Source organism: Stieleria sedimenti (assembly GCF_025060895.1).
Classification (GTDB): Bacteria; Planctomycetota; Planctomycetia; order Pirellulales; family Pirellulaceae; genus Stieleria; species Stieleria sedimenti.
In genome coordinates, this window is record NZ_JANZKV010000010.1 from 1 (window position 1) to 17,360 (window position 17,360).

Annotated in this window: 11 protein-coding genes; 3 read left to right on the top strand and 8 right to left on the bottom strand. The window is 59.9% G+C overall.

Annotated features, from left to right (window positions below; translation table 11 throughout):
* Positions 1 to 69 precede the first annotated feature (69 nt).
* The 7 genes from NZK35_RS01470 to NZK35_RS01500 all read right to left on the bottom strand — a co-directional run bounded on the left by NZK35_RS01470 (position 70) and on the right by NZK35_RS01500 (position 10,683).
* On the bottom strand, positions 70 to 1,533 hold the full coding sequence (locus NZK35_RS01470; protein ID WP_259630822.1) for a DUF1501 domain-containing protein: 1,464 nt from the start codon (positions 1,531 to 1,533) through the stop codon (positions 70 to 72).
* The gene (locus NZK35_RS01475; protein WP_259630823.1) at positions 1,530 to 4,406 is read right to left on the bottom strand and encodes a PSD1 and planctomycete cytochrome C domain-containing protein; all 2,877 of its coding nucleotides are present in this window, start codon (positions 4,404 to 4,406) and stop codon (positions 1,530 to 1,532) included. The genes NZK35_RS01470 and NZK35_RS01475 overlap by 4 nt, the downstream gene beginning before the upstream one ends.
* A gap of 212 nt (positions 4,407 to 4,618) precedes the next feature.
* On the bottom strand, positions 4,619 to 5,104 hold the full coding sequence (locus tag NZK35_RS01480) for a DUF1579 domain-containing protein (protein ID WP_259630824.1): 486 nt from the start codon (positions 5,102 to 5,104) through the stop codon (positions 4,619 to 4,621).
* A gap of 4 nt (positions 5,105 to 5,108) precedes the next feature.
* Positions 5,109 to 6,476 (bottom strand): DUF1501 domain-containing protein, encoded by a 1,368-nt coding sequence (locus NZK35_RS01485; RefSeq protein ID WP_259630825.1) that lies wholly within the window; start codon positions 6,474 to 6,476, stop codon positions 5,109 to 5,111.
* Between the two features lie 23 nt (positions 6,477 to 6,499).
* Complete coding sequence (locus NZK35_RS01490; RefSeq protein ID WP_259630826.1) at positions 6,500 to 8,668, bottom strand: DUF1549 domain-containing protein; 2,169 nt, start codon at positions 8,666 to 8,668, stop codon at positions 6,500 to 6,502.
* A 252-nt stretch (positions 8,669 to 8,920) separates the two neighbouring features.
* The gene (locus NZK35_RS01495; protein WP_259630827.1) at positions 8,921 to 9,604 is read right to left on the bottom strand and encodes a hypothetical protein; all 684 of its coding nucleotides are present in this window, start codon (positions 9,602 to 9,604) and stop codon (positions 8,921 to 8,923) included.
* 227 nt (positions 9,605 to 9,831) lie between these two features.
* Positions 9,832 to 10,683 carry an AraC family transcriptional regulator gene (locus tag NZK35_RS01500; RefSeq protein WP_259630828.1) on the bottom strand — a complete coding sequence of 284 codons (852 nt, stop codon included), beginning with the start codon at positions 10,681 to 10,683 and terminating at the stop codon, positions 9,832 to 9,834.
* 171 nt (positions 10,684 to 10,854) lie between these two features.
* On the opposite strand from NZK35_RS01500, the gene NZK35_RS01505 reads away from it, so the two are divergent.
* Both NZK35_RS01505 and NZK35_RS01510 read left to right on the top strand, forming a co-directional pair.
* Positions 10,855 to 11,847, top strand: coding sequence for a dihydrodipicolinate synthase family protein (locus NZK35_RS01505; RefSeq protein WP_259630829.1), 993 nt, complete (start codon positions 10,855 to 10,857; stop codon positions 11,845 to 11,847).
* A 258-nt stretch (positions 11,848 to 12,105) separates the two neighbouring features.
* Entirely contained in the window at positions 12,106 to 13,530 is a 1,425-nt protein-coding gene (locus NZK35_RS01510; RefSeq protein ID WP_259630830.1) for an oxidoreductase, read from the top strand.
* Between the two features lie 195 nt (positions 13,531 to 13,725).
* Here the strand turns inward: NZK35_RS01510 and wecB are convergent, their stop codons facing one another.
* Positions 13,726 to 14,916 carry a non-hydrolyzing UDP-N-acetylglucosamine 2-epimerase gene (gene wecB / locus NZK35_RS01515; RefSeq protein ID WP_259630831.1) on the bottom strand — a complete coding sequence of 397 codons (1,191 nt, stop codon included), beginning with the start codon at positions 14,914 to 14,916 and terminating at the stop codon, positions 13,726 to 13,728.
* Between the two features lie 410 nt (positions 14,917 to 15,326).
* Between wecB and NZK35_RS01520 the strand changes: the two genes are divergently transcribed.
* The gene (locus NZK35_RS01520; RefSeq protein ID WP_259630832.1) at positions 15,327 to 17,279 is read left to right on the top strand and encodes a hypothetical protein; all 1,953 of its coding nucleotides are present in this window, start codon (positions 15,327 to 15,329) and stop codon (positions 17,277 to 17,279) included.
* The last annotated feature ends 81 nt before the right edge of the window (positions 17,280 to 17,360 follow it).

Below are 17,360 nucleotides of genomic sequence, written 5' to 3' on the forward strand. Positions count from 1 at the left end.
GCCTGCACACCAACACGTGTGCCCGCGTCATTGGGGTCAGGCACCCTTCGTTAAAGAATGGTCCGAGGGCTACAGCAAGATCTCTTCGACCACCCGCGCCGGTTTGACGCCGGTCAGTTTCTGATCGAGTCCTTGGAAGGGGAACACCATCTTGCGGTGATCGATCCCCAATAGGTGCTGCATCGTCGCGTGGAAGTCACGCAGATGCACCGGCGACTCGGAAATCTGGTACCCCAGTTCGTCCGTCGCACCGTAGGTCATGCCGGGGCGAATGCCACCGCCGGCCATCCACATCGTAAAGGCATTGGGATTGTGATCGCGACCGTGAAATCGAGTCGCCTGGCCGCCACGGTTTTCCGCCATCGAGGTGCGGCCGAATTCACCGCTCCAGACCACCAACGTGTCGTCCAACATGCCGCGGCGTTCCAGATCGTTCAACAGCGCGGTCATCGGGCGATCGGTCTGCATGCACTTTTTCGACAGGCCTTTCCCCAACGATTCACCTTCGTTGGTTCCGTGGGAGTCCCATCCCCAATCGAACAATTGAATGAAGCGGACGCCACGTTCGGCCAGCCGCCGCGCCAACAAGCAATTATTGGCAAAGGATTCTTGACCGGGTTCGGTACCGTACTCCTCGTGCGTTTCCTTGGTTTCCTGACTGATGTCCATTGCGTCGGGGACGGCCGTTTGCATGCGGAACGCGAGTTCATACTGCTTCATGCGTGTCAGCGTTTCCGGATCGCCGAAGGATTCGTAGTTCATCTGGTTCAATCGATCCAACGTGTCGAGCGCAAGGCGTCGCTCGTCGCGTGAGACACCGGACGGGTTGGAAACATTCAACACCGGATCGCCCTTGGAACGGCACTGAACGCCTTGATAGACCGAAGGCAGGAACCCGCTGCTCCACAACGCTTTTCCGACACGCGGTTGCCGTCCGCCGGACAACAGCACGATGAACCCGGGTAGATCTTCGCTTTCCGATCCCAAGCCCCACGTCACCCAGGAACCGATCGACGGGTACCCGACCCGCGATTGGCCACAATGCACCATCAACTGGGCCGGGCCGTGATTGAACTGGTCGGTCTGCATCGATTTGACGAAGCAAACCTTGTCGACGACCTTGGAAAAATGCGGCAACCGATCCGACACCCACGCGCCCGAGTCGCCGTATTGTTGGAACGGGTAACGCGGCCCCAACATTTTGGGCGTGCCTTGGATGAAGGCGAACCGATTGCCTTCCAAATACTCGGCGGGGCAATCTTTTCCGTCGACCTCGTGCAGGGCCGGTTTGTAGTCAAACAATTCCAATTGGCTCGGCGCACCGATCATGTGCAGGAAGATCACGCGTTTGGCTTTCGCGGCGATCGCCCCCAGACCGCCGCCGCTGGGACTGGCCGACAGCGCACCGGCCTGGCCGGCCAACCATGCCGCCCCCAACCCGGCCGCGGACTGTTGTAGAAAGTGTCGCCGCGTTTCGAATTCCAGCCTTCGTGTGAACACTTCGCCGGCGAGTCGTTGTTCGATGCTACTCATTTCGTCAATACCTCATCCAAGTTCAACAAGACGCTCGCGACTGCGGTCATCGCCGCCCGCTGATTCGGTTCTTCGCCGTCGTGTTTTTGCAAAATCGAATCGTAAAGTTCTCTGATGGCAACCGATTCCGCTTGTTTGGGCTGTCGACAGGTTGCCAATCGGAAACCGTAACGAAGCTGTTGGTCGAAGTCGTCGTCGGCCGCGATCATGCGACCGGCCAATGCCTGAGAAGCTTCGACGAACGTAGCGTCGTTGAGCGTCATCAACGCCTGGGTCGGCGTGTTGGAAGGCAATCGACGCATCGAGCAAAACTCGCGTGACGGCGCGTCGAACGATGCCATCATCGGATAGGGAATCGATCGTTTCGTGTACGTGTAAATCGTTCGTCGATAGCGGTCCGGGTTGCTGGGGTCCACCGTCGCCCATTTGTCGCCCCCTTGGAACGGTTTCCAGACGCCGTCGGGAAGCGGCGGATGAACCGGCGGGCCGAATTGCTTTTCGCTCAACAGACCGGCGATGAACAACGCCTGATCACGAATCGTCTCGGCAGGCAGACGTCCGCGTGGACCTCGACTGAGCCATCGGTTGGCCGGGTCGATTTCGTAACGCTCCGCGTCCACTTCCGCGCTCTGGCGATACGTCGAACTGAGCACCAATTCGCGCAACAACGTCTTCACGCTCCATCCCATCTCGGTGCGGAAGCGAACGGCCAGATCATCGAGCAACCGCGGATGCGTCGGCGGTGCCCCGGCGATTCCGAAGTCTTCCTGCGTTTCGACGATGCCGGTGCCGAACAGTTGCGCCCAAAAACGGTTGACGGCGACCCGCGCGGTCAGCGGGTTCTCGGGGCCGATCAGCCACTGGGCCATCTGCAACCGCGTCAACGAAGCGTCGGGTTCGACCGCGGGCGTGGCCAAAAACGCAGGAATCGCCGGGTCAACGGGATCAGTTTTCGTGGTCTGATTGCCGCGATCAAACACCCGCGACGGTCGGGCAAACTCCTGCGGCCGTTCGACCAGAATCGGCGTGTTGATCGAACGGATCGATGCCCGCTGGTGACGAACCGCCGCGATCCGTTCGCGGGCCGCCACGCGTTCGGCGTCCGTCAGCCACTCGGTAAATCCGCTCGATTGGCTGACCGCAATCCTGCCGCGATGGGCGATCAGCGGAAACGCTCCCAATTCAACGTCATTGAACGCGATCTCCACATCCAGTCGGTCGCCCGGTTTGACCTGGACCGGTGGATTGGCCAGGAACGCGCCGGTGCGAGCGTGATGAATTCGAGAATACGGACCGAATCCGTGGTTGGACTTGGGGTTCAAACTTTCATTGGGCTGCAACAGCGGATCGGGTTCGTCGGAGATCACTTGCTCGAATTGAATCGCCGTTTCGGTCCCGTCCTGGGAAATCAGTTTGGCCGCCAGGTGCGAGACGATGAATCCCCACTCCGAATCGATCAGGGCTTGTTGCTCGTTCTTTGGAAATCCGGTGAACCGCAGCGCCGTGATCTGCTCGATCGACTCGTCGATCTTGCCGTTGATGTGCACCTTGGTTCTGGTTTGTACCGTTCCCGTCGTCTGGTACTCCGCGACGCCATCGACCGTTGCAGCGAGGACGCGTGTATTGTTGTTGGTGGACAGCTCCAAATCGGAAATCGGTTGCCAGAGCTCGTCGTCCTTGACCAGCTCGCCGGCGAGCTGCCACTCATTCAACCACAGCTGGTCGGCCTGCTCGTCCAACCGGAACGCTTCATCAAATTGTTCGTGATCGACGGGAACGGCCAGCGTCGGCAGGTCGTTGCCCAAATCACTATCGGCGGTGTTGTTGAAGAATGCCAAGAATTGATAATACTCCTTGTGCTCGATCGGATCGTAAGGATGCGAGTGGCACTGGACGCATCCGAACGAGACACCTTGCCATGCTTGCCAAGTGGTGTTGACGCGGTCCATCACCGCTTCGGTGCGAAACGTCTCGTCGTCCGTTCCGCCTTCTTCATTGGTTTGCGTTGTTCGATGGCACGCGGTCGCAAGCAGGTCGTCGAGTGTGCGATCGGGCAACAGATCACCGGCCAATTGCCGAACCGTGAATTGGTCATACGGCATGTCTTCGTTGAACGCCCGGATCACCCAGTCGCGGAATTGCCAGATCGTGCGACGACCATCCAGCCCCAGACCTCGTGAATCGGCATAGCGGATGACGTCCAGCCAGACACTCGCCCAACGCTCGCCGAACGCGGGCGAAGCCAAAAGATCGTCGGCGGCAACCCGGTACGCGTCTTCGCCGTCGCGGCGAACGCCTGCTAAAAAGGCGTCGACTTGTGCGGGCGTCGGTGGCAACCCTGTCAAATCCAACGACGCCCTGCGGAACCATTCTTCCGGCTCAGCATCCGCCTGGGGCGCAAGCCCCTGCTGTTTCATCTTGTCCAGCACAAACGGATCGATGCGTGTTCGCGACCATTGATCGGATTCAAGCGAACGGGTCTCAGCACGTTGCGGTTGGGTAAACGCCCAGTGCTTCCCCCACTCGCCGCCTCCGTCGATCCAACGTTTCAGAACATCGATCTCGGCGGCGTTGAGTGAGCGACCGTGATCACTCGGCGGCATGTGCTCTTCCTCGTCGGCCGGGAGCAACACTCGTTCCATCAAATAAGAGTCTTCGGAGCTGCCCGGATCGATCACCGCCAGCACGCTGTCGGCATAGACAAAGCTCAGCCCCCCGGCTTGCTTGACACCACCGTGACAGGCCACGCAGTGCTGGTTGAAGATCGGCCGCACGTCACGATTAAAGTCCACCGGTGGCGAGATCGCGTCATCTGCGGCGGGGGCACTCCCCCCCAGCAAACCGCCGAACCAGAATCCGATAACCGTAGTCAATGTGAGTAAACGTATCACGTCGCTCCGCCAAATATGAACCTTTTCGTAAACCATAAGCCTCCATCGAGTTTAACCGATCTCTGGATTGGAATCTAACCGCACAGGCGACTAGTGCTTTGTTCCAATTTGAAATTAGGGTTGGCCAGCGAAAAGGGGTCCGCCCCCTTTTCGCGAATCTCTCATCGACCCGAACATTGAAATGGAACAAAGCACTACGCACGTCGATAGACCGTTTCGACGGCCTTGGCTTCCGAGCCGTCAGGGAACACGTTGAAGGCCGTGATCGTCAGTTCCTTCGGACCGCGTTTTTGGTATCGCGTTTTCCAGCCCCAGCGGGGTGCATCCTTGGCGACGTCGTACTCGCCGACGACCTCAAAACCGCTCTCCTTCGCCTCGCCCTGAGAGAACATGATCGCATCGCTCATGTGAAAACTGTCGATCCAGGCAACTTGAAATTGCTCCGTGACACCGTTTTGCGAGATCAACTCTTCACCGCGGCGGGGCTTTCCTTGCATCGCCCCTTGGTAGGTGTGTCTGGCGAACGCACCTCCCAGGATCAGCTGAAATTCCCCTCGGACGGCGGACTCGTCGGCCAATTCATCGGGCTCGAACCAGGTCCGACAGGTGCCCTCCCATTTGCCGGAAAGCCACTCGAATAACTCTGTTTTACGGATACCGCTGTTGCTGATGTCGCTCATGGATTCACCCGATCAGGTCGCCGATCACGGTCCCGTCGCGATTGACTTGAACGGGACGACCGTCGGCAGTGTTTAATTCCAAATCACCATCGATTCCGATCAGATGATAGAGCGTGCGGACCAAGTCGGCGGGGCTGATCGGTTGCTCGGCCGGCCGTTCGCCGTGCGCGTCACTCTTGCCGATCACTTGCCCACCGACGATTCCGCCGCCGGCCAGGGCGACGCTGAAGGCACCGGGCCAGTGATCGCGGCCTCCCCGCGGATTCAATTTGGGAGTCCGACCGAATTCTCCCATCAGAATCACGAGTGTGGAGTCGAGCAGCCCTCGCTCGGCAAGATCGCTCAGCAGCGCCGAATAAGCTTGATCCAGCTTCGGAATTTTACCCGCCGTCCCGCCGGTGAAGCCCTCTTTCAAACGAAGATAAATGTCTTCGTGCGTGTCCCATCCGCGGTCGGTCACGGTGACAAATTTCGCGCCCGCTTCGACCAAACGCCGAGCCATGAGACATCCGTGTCCGATCAGATGCCGGCCGTAGCGATTGCGATCACGTTGTGATTCTTGTTGCAAATCAAACGCCGCGCGTGCCTGGGATGATTGCACCAACCGAAACGCCTGGTCGAACGCCGAATCGGATTGCCCCGACTCGGCCAGACGCGTTTCGGCCAGACGCGTTTCGGTCTGCCGAGTGAGTTCGTCGACGGCGTTTCGAAACTCACGTCGACGCGTCAAACGATCGGGCGTCATGCCGACCGGCAACTCCAAGTCTTGAACGCGAAACTCCGGCCGTGAAGGGTCGCCTTGGACGATGAAGGGCATCGTCGACTCGGGCAGGTAACCGCTGCCGATCATCCCGTTGGGTTTCGCGATCGCGATGTTCGTGGGAATCGCCGTCTGGGACTGGGAAAGGTGTTTCTGGACCGATGGAAGACTCGGATACGTCAGCGCCCGGTTCGGTTTGTATCCGGTCAACAAGTAATGACTGGCGAAATTGTGCTCGCCCAACGGCGACGTCATCGATCGCACCAGCGCGACCTTGTCCATTTGCGTCGCCGTCCGTGGCAATTGTTCACAGACTTCGATGCCGCTGACGTTGGTCGGGATCGGCGAAAACGGACCGCGAATCTCTGTGGGTGCGTCGGGTTTCAAATCGAACAGGTCCAGATGACTGGGACCACCGTCCAGCCAGATCAGAATGCACGCCTGGGCTTTGGCCGAATCATCAATCTGCCGCGTCGCGATTGATTCGGCACGCGCCTGCTTCGCCATGAACCAATCGCTGACACCGATCCCCAGCGCCGACAAGCCTCCCACGTGCAGCAACTCGCGACGGTGAACCCCATCGCAGCGTCGATCGGGATGACGATTTTTCATTGGATTTGTCACTTGTCATTCGGCTAGTGATTGGTCAGAAAAGTTTCACTGGTCAGCAAGCCCCAGAACACGTCGGCAAAAAACATCTGTCGCGTGGGCGGATCATGCCATTGCCCGTCGGCCTCGGTCGCCAATTCCAATTGCTTTGCCCAGTACCGACGTTCCGATGCATTGGGCGGACGGGACAAGGTTTGCTTGTACAGCGTCTCCATCAGTTTGAAGTCGTCCGGGTATACCTGCAACCATTTCGTCAATCGTCCCCGCGGATCATCCAGACGCCGGTTCAACAGGTCGCCGTTGAGAAAGTGCAGGACCTTGGCGAGCGAACCGGCACTCAGCTCCGGCGTTTCGCACGCCGCTTCACGGTCACACCGACCGAGAATGTCCAGTGTCTCCGACGCCATTCGGTTGTCGGTCAGCCGGAGGGCATCGCGTTGATCACCTGCGCCGTACACGATGTCAACACCGGTGACGTCCGCGATCGCCCCGGCAACCACCTCGGCTTCCAATCCGCGGGGAATGAAGTGCGAGTAATAAACCGAGTCGGATTCATTGGCCGGGCGTGTTTGTGACGTACGTCCATAGGCGTCGCTGTGACAGATCAGACGGATGATTGGGCGGAATCGAAACCCTTTTGCGGTGAACTCACTTGCCAGCGCGTCGAGCAGTTCGGGATGGCTGGCGGGGTTGGTCGCGCGAATGTCATCGACCGGATCGATCAAACCGCGTCCCATCAGTTGAGCCCAGATTCGATTGACCGCGGCGCGGGCGAAGTACGGATTGGACGGAGCGGTAACCCAGCGGGCAAATTCCATCCGACCGTTCTCGTCAGCCGACAGATCACGTGTTCCGGGAATCCGTGCCATCGCGGGTTGCCCGGTCACCGGATGAGTGACTTCACCACGCGTCGAGGTGCTGACGACACGTCCGCGTTTTAGTTTGGCGAAGATCGCAGCCAGCCCGTGATAGTCGTCTTGGGTCCAGTGGTCCAGCGGATGATCGTGGCAGTTGGCACAGCGCAAGCGAACCCCCATGAACACCCGCGTCGCCAACTCGGCCAGCCCATCGGGGCCATTGCCCGAACGCAGGAAGTTGACGCTGCCGTCGAGATAACCGTCCCCGCTGGCAGTCAACATCGCCGACGCCGATGCGTTCCAGGGACGGTCCTGGCGAAACGATTCGGTCAACCAATCGTGATACGCTTGACTGCCTTCGGGTTGCAGCGACTTGCTATCGATGCCCAACAGATTGGCCCACTTCAGCGCCCAATAGGCCGCAAATTGATCGGTGTTCAACAAGCGGTCCACCAACCGTTGCCGCTTGTCGTCGGATCGGTCCGCCACAAACGCATCCAACTGCTCGACCGAAGGCAGGTGTCCGGTCAGGTCCAGCCAAACCCGCCGCGCGAATTCATGGTCGCCGGCCTGGGGTGAGGCGGGAATCCGTAACTGTCGCAGCTTGACATCGACCCAACGGTCCACCACGGACTGCGGCTCGACGTCAGGCGACGACTCGAGTTCCTTCGTCCCCAACGGGATGCCCAAGCGAATGGCATGAACCCGATCCAGATAGCGCGCGATGACGACATGCTCGCCACGACGATGGACCGTCAGACGATTGGAATCGCGGTCGATGGAAACCGATTCGGCATCGTCCGACGTGAGCGACGTGACGTCGGTCACATCCTCCGTTGATCCGTCATCGAACCGCGCGATGACCGACACGGCGACCGAGTCCTGCACATTTTCCAACAAGACGTTGCTGGGCGTCACTCGAACGTCCGTCAATTGCCGCCGCTGCAAACGTTTGCCGCCCTGGGCGATCCATTGTTCCAGCAGCGCGTACGCGGGTGACGCATCGTCAAACCGTTCTCCTCCGCCATGCTCCATCGTCTCGGTCGCTTTGCGCAGCAACAGACTCTGCTGCGGTTGATACAAATTGATGCGACGACCTTCCAATTCCTGCACAATGGCAACTTGGTCGTCGGCCGCTCGGGAACCGAACAGCGACAGCTTGAATCCGCCACGTCCGATTGCGGCACCGTGGCAGGCACCCGCGTTGCAACCGTACCGCGTCAGGATAGGAACGACTTGGGTATCAAAATCGATCGCATCGTTCGGCTCCTCGCCCCGCGCCCACTGCGACGCATCGCCGGCGCAGAGGACCAGCGTCATCATCGAAAATCGGAACATGCGTCGAACGGTGAAAACCAATGAGATCGCCTCGGGTTAGCGGTTAGCGGTTAGCGGTTAGCGGTTAGCGGTTAGCGGTTAGCGGTTAGCAGTTAGCAGTTAGCAGTTAGCAGTTAGCAGTTAGCAGTTAGCAGTTAGCAGTTAGCAGTTAGCAGTTAGCAGTTAGCAGTTAGCAGTTAGATTGGAGATTTAAAAGCTAAAAGCTAAAAGCTAATAGCTAATAGCTTCAAACCTTGGACCTTCCTCTTCTTTTCACTCCCTGCCCGGATTCGGGCGTCTTCGCATGTTCATCGCTCGCCCGGGATAGGCGGCTTTTTGGAGCTCTTCGGCGGTGGGCGGTGTCTTTCCGAGTGCTTTGGCGAATTCGCCGGCGATCTTCACACCGTCGGTCATCGAGGGTTGGACCAGCGCGTAATTTGCCAGCACCTTGTTGTCTTTGGCAACCAAGACGGTCAACTCGACGTTGCGATTGAGCCCGTACGCGCCGGGTCCTTCGCCGCCGTCGATCGAGATTCCGACAGGGACTTTCAAATTCAACGACGGCCGTGCACGAGTCAGGTAGGCTTCCGCTTCCGCTTTGTCGTCGTTGAGCCAAACGATGGCGGAGTAGGACGGAGGGTCCTTGAGCGTTTGGGCATAGTTGGTCAATCCGCGGGCCAATCCCAATCCGGGGCGGGTCAGTTTGTGAACGAACACCAGCAACGTCGGTTTGCCATCGGCGTCGGCGACCGCGTCAAATTCTTGGCCGGCGGCGTCCTCGTAAACGCCCAACAACTTCAGCGGCGTCAGTTTCTCCCCGGGTTGTGGCCCGGAAAACACCGGATCCTCGCCGCACGCCACCGGCGCCGGCGAGACGCCGAGGAAACCAACCGTCAACAGCGTTACAAGGACCAGCCCGGCCGGTCGAAAGCGACGTTTCTCAATCACAGACTGCATCACAGACATGGGGATTTTCTCAACCAGAAAGGGCAACGCTGTGAAGCATTTTTTAGCGGCAGGGCGCAAGCCCTGCGGTGTTTTGGCAGAGATGAAGAACCGGAGGGCTCGCGCCCTGCCGCTAAAACCTCAAGAAACACATGGAAAAAATGCTTCACAGCGTTGCAGAAGGGGGATCGGAAGCGTTCCGTTATACCCCAAGCCCACTCCAATCGCGACTTGATTCTTCAATCCGCAGCGATCGATTGACGATAGCTCTTCGGCGACACCCCGACTTGAGATTTGAACTGGCGATAGAACGTCGACAAGTCGTTGAAACCGCATTCGAACGCGACCGATGCGATCGACAGATTGGTTTGCGCCAACTGATGCTTGGCATGGTTGATGGCCAGCCGACGGACATGGGTCAGCCAGGTGGATCCGGTGACCTCTTGAAACAGTTTGGTGAAGGCGCGGCGGGACAGGCCCAGCGACGCCGCGGCGGCATCGATCGTCGACGCCTCATAAAACTCCGTGGCCAGTCGCGCCACGTAGTCTTCGATGATCTCGCGATCGTTGCTGCGGCGGCCCCGCGAAACATTCGTCGCCGCCGTTGATCCCCCCAACTGCATGACCCATTCGACGATTCGCAGCGCCGAAGAGACCATCGAGATCGGACGCGTCGGATCACCGCTAACTTGATGATGCCGCATCCGACGAAGCTGTGTTGCCACCCGATTGGAAAAGTGCGGATTTCCCGAGACCAATCCGCGGCGCAAACGGGAAATCAGCCCGTCGTCGAACGCGAACAGCGACGGATCGATGCAACAAACGTACAAACTGCTCGCCGCATCGGGGGCATCGGTGATCCGGTTGGCCGTCCTCGGCGGAACGATCACCAAATCCCCCGACTCGAAATGGTGCACGCGATCCTGGAACTCCAGCACACCGCGGCCACGCAGGACGTAGACCAGTTTCAAAAACGAATGCTCACGCCATTCCATCGTGAACTGCGGCGAATGGTGGCTCTCCAACACGAGCACGCCCCACTCCGGAAGATTCTCGTGCAGCGCTCGATCGGTCAGTCTTTGCTTTGGCATTGCCACAATCTCATCGACATCGGTCCCACCGGCAAGCGGGCTTCACTGAACAGTCCGCATGCCCGAAATGCCAAAAGCGAGGTGACCGATTTTCCAAGACAGCTCGGCAAGAATCGTCTATTCTCTGCCAATCAGACTTCAATTTTGCCCGAAACGCAACTGGCCAGGAACATGAATCAAGTGGAACCGATCGACCCGATCAAGATGTTGAAACCGCGGCGAAAAATCACCGGCGTTTCGGCGATTCTGTTGCCGCTGCTGGGCGATCTTTCGGTCGACTGGTCGGGCTTTGACGCCCATGTCCACCGGACCTTTGATGCCGGATTGACCCCCGCGATCAACATGGACACCGGCTACGGGAACCTGATCGACGATGCGACCCGGCAACAGGCACTGGAGCGGACACAGTCGATCGCAGAGGGCCGCGATTATGTCGCCGGCGCCTTCGTCGCCGACCACCCCGGCGATGCCTTCGGCGCCGACGCGTACCGCGTCGGGGTCGAGCAAATCCAATCGCTCGGCGGAACCCCGATCTTTTTCCAGTCCTATGGGCTGACCCAGGGAAGTGACGATCAGATCGTGTCCCGCTACGAAACCCTGGCCGCGGCCTGCGATTCTTTTTACGCGTTCGAATTGGCCCCGGTGTTCGCCCCCTTCGGCTGCATCTATTCGTTGGACGTCTACGAACGTCTGATGCAAATTCAAAACTGCGTCGGCGCCAAACACTCGTCGCTCGATCGAGTCCTGGAGTGGCAACGTCTGCAACTCCGCGACAAGCTCCGTCCGGAATTCAAGGTCATGACCGGCAACGACCTGGCGATCGACATGGTGATGTACGGCAGCGACTATCTGCTGGGGCTCAGCACGTTTGCGCCCGATGCCTTCGCCGCCCGTGATGCCATGTGGGAGAACGGTGACGAGGCGTTTTACGAACTCAACGATTTGCTTCAGTACCTCGGCGCGTTCGCGTTCCGTCCGCCGGTACCCGCCTACAAGCACGACGCGGCCATGTTTTTAAAGCTGCGTGACCAAATCCAAACCGATCAAACCTATCCCGGCTCCCCGGCTCGCCCGGACAGCGACCGCGAAGTGCTCGGCCACATCGCCCGCGATCTGGAATCGATACTCGATCGCGCCGGAAAGTCACTCGAAACGACCGCGTAGGGTGTGAACACAATTAGTTTTGGAGTTGCGTTGGTCGAGCGGAAAAGGGGTCAGGGCGGAAAAAACACCCACGGATGGCAGCGCGAACCCACGGATGACTAGGTGCCGAAGATCCGTGGGTTCGCGCTGCCATCCGTGGGCTCAATGCTCATTCAACGCAACCCTAAATTCAGATCTGGACAAAGCACGAGCCACAGCTTGGTCGCCGGACTCCACACATACTTCTCTTCACCTCTTTACCCACTGACGTCACTTTCCATGCCGACTTATCCACGCATCGCCAGCCTGAAGACGTTCGACGATTTCCAAGACAGGCTTCGCGAACTTGATTTGCAGCTCGTCGCCGATGAAGCCGTTGACTCCGGCGACACATCACCGCTCGCTCAGTCCGCCAAGGTCGGCGAGTTGACGATCGGGAACCGGTTCTGCATCTTGCCGATGGAAGGCTGGGACGGCACAGCCGATGGCAAGCCGACGGACTTGACCCGACGGCGTTGGAAGAATTTTGGCATCAGCGGGGCCAAACTGATGTGGGGCGGCGAAGCCGTTGCGGTCCGGCACGACGGCCGGGCCAACCCGAACCAATTGTGCCTGACCGAAAACAATCTTTCTGAGATCGGTGCGCTGCGCGAGCTATTGATCGCGGCGCACGCCGAACGTTTCGGCAACACCGATGATTTGGTCGTGGGGCTGCAACTGACCCACTCGGGACGATTCGCCCGCCCGAACGAAAAAACGAAACCTGAACCGCGCGCAGCCCAACGAAACCCGGCGCTCGATCCGCGACTGAACATCACCGACGATTCGGGCATCATGACCGATGATGAACTCAAGTCCCTGATCGATGATTTTGTCGTCGCATCCGCTCGCGCCGCCAAGCTCGGCTATCAGTTCGTCGACGTCAAACACTGCCACGGCTATCTCGGTCACGAGTTGCTCAGCGGTGTCGATCGGCCGGGCGAATTCGGCGGCAGTTTTGAAAACCGAACGCGATTTCTGCGCGAGATCGTGGCGGGGATCCGCGCCGAAGCCCCCGAGCTGGAATTGGGCGTCCGGCTCAGCATCTTCGATTTCCTGCCCTATCGGAAATCCGAATCGGGCATCGGCGAACCCGAGCCCGCCGGCGACCCGCGCCTGGTCTTCGGGTCCAATTCACGCGGCGACGGTGTGGAATTGACCGAACCGATTCAGTTTTTGGAATTGATGCAGTCGCTCGGAATGAAATTGATTTGCACGACCGCGGGCAGCCCCTACTACACACCGCACCTGCAGCGTCCGGCCTTCTTTCCGCCCAGCGACGGGTACCAGCCGCCCGAAGACCCATTGATCGGGGTGGACCGTCAAATTGCGGCCACCGCCGAGCTGAAGAAGCGTTTTCCGGAAATGTTCGTCGTCGGCTCGGGGTACACCTATCTGCAAGACTGGCTGCCCAACGTGGCTCAGGCCGTCGTCCTTAACGGGCTGGCCGATTCCATCGGACTCGGCCGCATGGTGCTCTCGTATCCGGATCTCCCCGCCGATGTCCTCGAAGGAAACCAGCTGGCCAGAAAGAAGGTCTGCCGCACATTCAGCGACTGCACCACCGCACCGAGGAAAGGCATCATCAGCGGTTGTTATCCACTGGATCCGTACTACAAAAATCTGCCGGAGCGGAAAGAGTTGTTGGCGCTGAAGAAGCAGTAACTTTCAACTCCCCAGTTGCACTCGCGAGGCGGAGCCCTACGCCGTGAACGATTTGTTAGCGGTAGGGCGCGAGCCCTCCGGTCTTTCACGGTGTTTTTGAAGCGCGACCGGACGGCTCGCGCCGTTCCGCTAACACCTTTAGAGCCCTAAAATCGTTCACGGCGTAGGGCGGAGCCTGGGACCAAGGTTGAAGTTTCAACTCTCACCCTCCAGCATCCAATCGACGATGCGTTTGGCGGCGTTTCCGTCTCCGTAGGGGTTTTCGATCACCTTGGCTCCGCTGCTGCGTTTGGGTTGGGCCAGCAGTTCGCTTGCGCGGCGGATGATCCGATCGCGATCGGTTCCGACCAATTCTGCCAAACCGGCCTCGACTGCTTCGGGGCGTTCGGTCTTCGTCCGCGTGACCAGCACCGCACTGCCCAGCGACGGTGCTTCTTCTTGAACGCCGCCGGAATCGGTGATCACCAACGTGGCGCGATCCATCAACCAGACGAATTCGGGGTAATCGGCCGGCGGTAGGAGATGGATATTTCTTGAGTCCCCCAACAGTTCATGAACCGGCCCCATCACATTCGGGTTCATGTGAACGGGATAAATGAATTCGGTCTCGGGATGACAAGCGGCCAGATGCGAGAGCGCGGCACAGATCTGCTGCAGTCCACCGCCAAAGTTTTCGCGTCGATGGCCGGTGACCAAGACAACACTGTCGGCCACCGCCATCGGATACTTTTGCCGCCATCGGGCATCGTCGGCGCGTTCTTTGGCGACGCTGTGCAACAAGGCATCGATGACGGTATTGCCGGTGACGCGGATGGACGGCGCCGGAACGCCTTCGGCCAGCAGGGCAGACTCGCTGCGTGTTGTCGGGGCACAGTGAAGGCTGGTGACAATCCCGGTCACGCGGCGGTTGAACTCCTCCGGCCACGGCGCACTCAAGTCCCCGGTTCGCAAGCCTGCTTCGACGTGCACGACCGGCAACCGATGGTAGAACGCGACGATCGCCGAGGCCATCACGGTGGTGGTGTCGCCCTGAACGACGATGCAGTCGGGGTTGTGTTGCCGAACAACCCCATCGACCGCTTCCAGACAGCGTGCGGTCAGACCGCTGAGCGTTTGTCCGGGCTGCATCAACCCCAAATCGATTTCCGGTGTGATCGAAAAATAGCCCAGGACCTGCGCCAGCATTTCGCGGTGCTGGCCGGTGCTGCAGACGATCGGAGCGATCTGGCCGGGACGCGACTGGCACTCCCGCACGACGGGAGCCAGTTTGATCGCCTCGGGACGGGTACCGAAGACGATCAGCGGTCGCAGACGCGGCCCCTGGCGACGAGGGATGACTTGTGACGACTCGGAAGAATACGTGGACGGGGCGGTTTGAAAAGGCATTCGCAAGCAAGGATTCTCGGGAAGACGACAGAAATACCTGATTGATCGGTGATCCGACGCTCCATTAGCCCGGAATCCCCTTGGGAAACCGGAGGGACGCGGCTATACATATAGACTACGTCCGTCAACGGAACCGACCGAATTGAAATCGGCCGGCCAATTCGGGCATCAATCACAGCAGACAGCCCCTTTTACGAGGACAGCGGCAGGATACACACCGTCGGGAAAGTGCGAGCTACTTTGCATTGGAACAGTCGCATCGTGAAAGCCCCATCGAACAGATTCTGGGTGGGTGCTTCGGGCATCGAGCGAGTTGATCGGACTCCTTTTCTGAGGGAAACCCTACATCCGTCACGCAGCGTGGGTTGGTTGACTGCTGGCCCCTCCAAAACAACTCATTATTAGACCGAATGTCAGACAATTGGAACCTTCTTGCCAAGCTCCTTGGCACCCCTGGTCCGCCCGCACCCCCCAAAGCATCCGAGACGACAAAGAAAGCCGAATCGAAAGCCGAAGGCGAGCACGAACGCCAATCGACGTCGGATACCTCGGGATTTTCCGACCAAGAATCGAACGAACCGGCATCACGAGACATGCCCCCGGTCGCCGAGGCGGTGGTGGATGTGCCTGATGAATCCGACGTGGTGGACAAGGACCCCTCCGGCGAAGACGTGCTCCAAGCACTGACGGCCGAAACCGCTTCGACACAGCTTCCCGGCTTCGGCGTCCGCGCGAAGGACCCACGGATCGACGAACTCGCCGCAGGCGGCCCCCCCGCCAAAGAAGAGCCGGTTGTCGAAGAACTGCTTCACGTCGAAGCCACCGTGAGCGAATCCGACAAGCTGTTTGCCGACTCCACGCCGCCCGAGTCTTCCGCCACCGATCAAGCACCCGAGCAAGAGCTTGAGCCGGAACCCGAGCCCGACAGCGGCGCCTGGTCCGAACTAGCCGGCGAACTGGGGATCGAAGCCACCGACGAACCTCCGCCCCACCGTGCCCCCATGCCAATCAAACCGGCTCGCAAAGAATCGGCATCGTCGAAATCGAAAAAGTCCCCGCGAAGCTTCGGCGATGGCCTGGGGATCGACCTCGGCCCCGAACCCGAAGTGATTGACGAGCCGAGCGACGTGGAAGACGAACCGCACGTCGCCCCCGCGTCCACGCGGACGTTCGACCACGATCCGGCGCCGACGGCGAAGCCCGATTCCAGCTCGGGCAAGCCGGTCGATCCGCCCGACCCGCTGTCGTTCCGCTCGTTTTCCGATCTCGAGGACGATCTTGATGACTCGGAACCGGAACCGGCCGAAGCAGTGGCCGCACCGACCAAGGTTTCGCCCCGCCAGGATCGATCACCCGCGCGTGAAGAGCGACCGCGACGCGGACGTGGTTTTGACGACCGCGACGAATCCGACGATGACGATCGCCCCTCGCCCGCGAGTGAACCGCGTGGGCGTGGCGAACGCAGCGATCGCGACAGCTCGGAGCCCGGCCGCGAGCGACAGGAAGACGATGAAAGCCCGCGACGACGCTCCGGACGCCGTGGTCGGCGGGGACAACGTCAGCGAATGAGCGAAGATGCGCTGGAATCGGAACCCAAAACCGTCGACGCTGTCGCCAGCCGCGACGACGATGACATCAGTAGCGATGACGGAGACGATTCACGGCGAAACGCTCCCAAACGCCGCGGGCGAGGTGGACAATCCCGCCGCCGAACGATCAGCCGCGATGAATTTGATCCCGCCGACGGCGAAGAATTCGAATTGGTCGACGAAGGATTTGGGATGGGCGTCGAACTCGACGCCGACGATTCCGAAGATTCCGACGACGACACGGACGAAGAGTCCGGCACGCGACGTCGCCGACGTGGCCGCCGCGGTCGCGGGGGCAGACGATCGCGAGCCGCCGGGGCGAGCGAATCCGAAGAAGCCCGGCCGCAATCCCGCGGACGCGACGATTCAGACCGCGACGATGCCGATCTGGACGACGATCTCGACGACGAACCGATCCCCTCGTCCGCCTTTGACGATGACCACGAAGACGACGAAGAAGTCGATGTGATCCGTCGCGGACGCCGACGACGCGGACGCCGAGGCGGACGTGGTCGATCGACCCGCGAATCCGAGCCGACCGACCAAGACGATCGCCCCGCCGCGGACGACTTGGACGAGGAGGACGTGCGACCACGACGCGGCGCAAGAAGCCGTCAGGACGAACCCGAATCGGAATCGCGCGGTGATACCCCCACGCGGCGCAAGGTCGTTCCGACGTGGCAAGAAGTCGTCAACGTGCTGGTCGACAATAATCTTGAAAACCACAAGAAGTCGCCGTCGAGCAAAGGCCGCGGACGCGGCCGACGCCGCTAGCACCTCCAGTGCGTCGCCCGTCGCATGACCCCGACGGGGTCAAACGACGGCCTCAATCGGCAAACCGTTTGCACCCGAGCC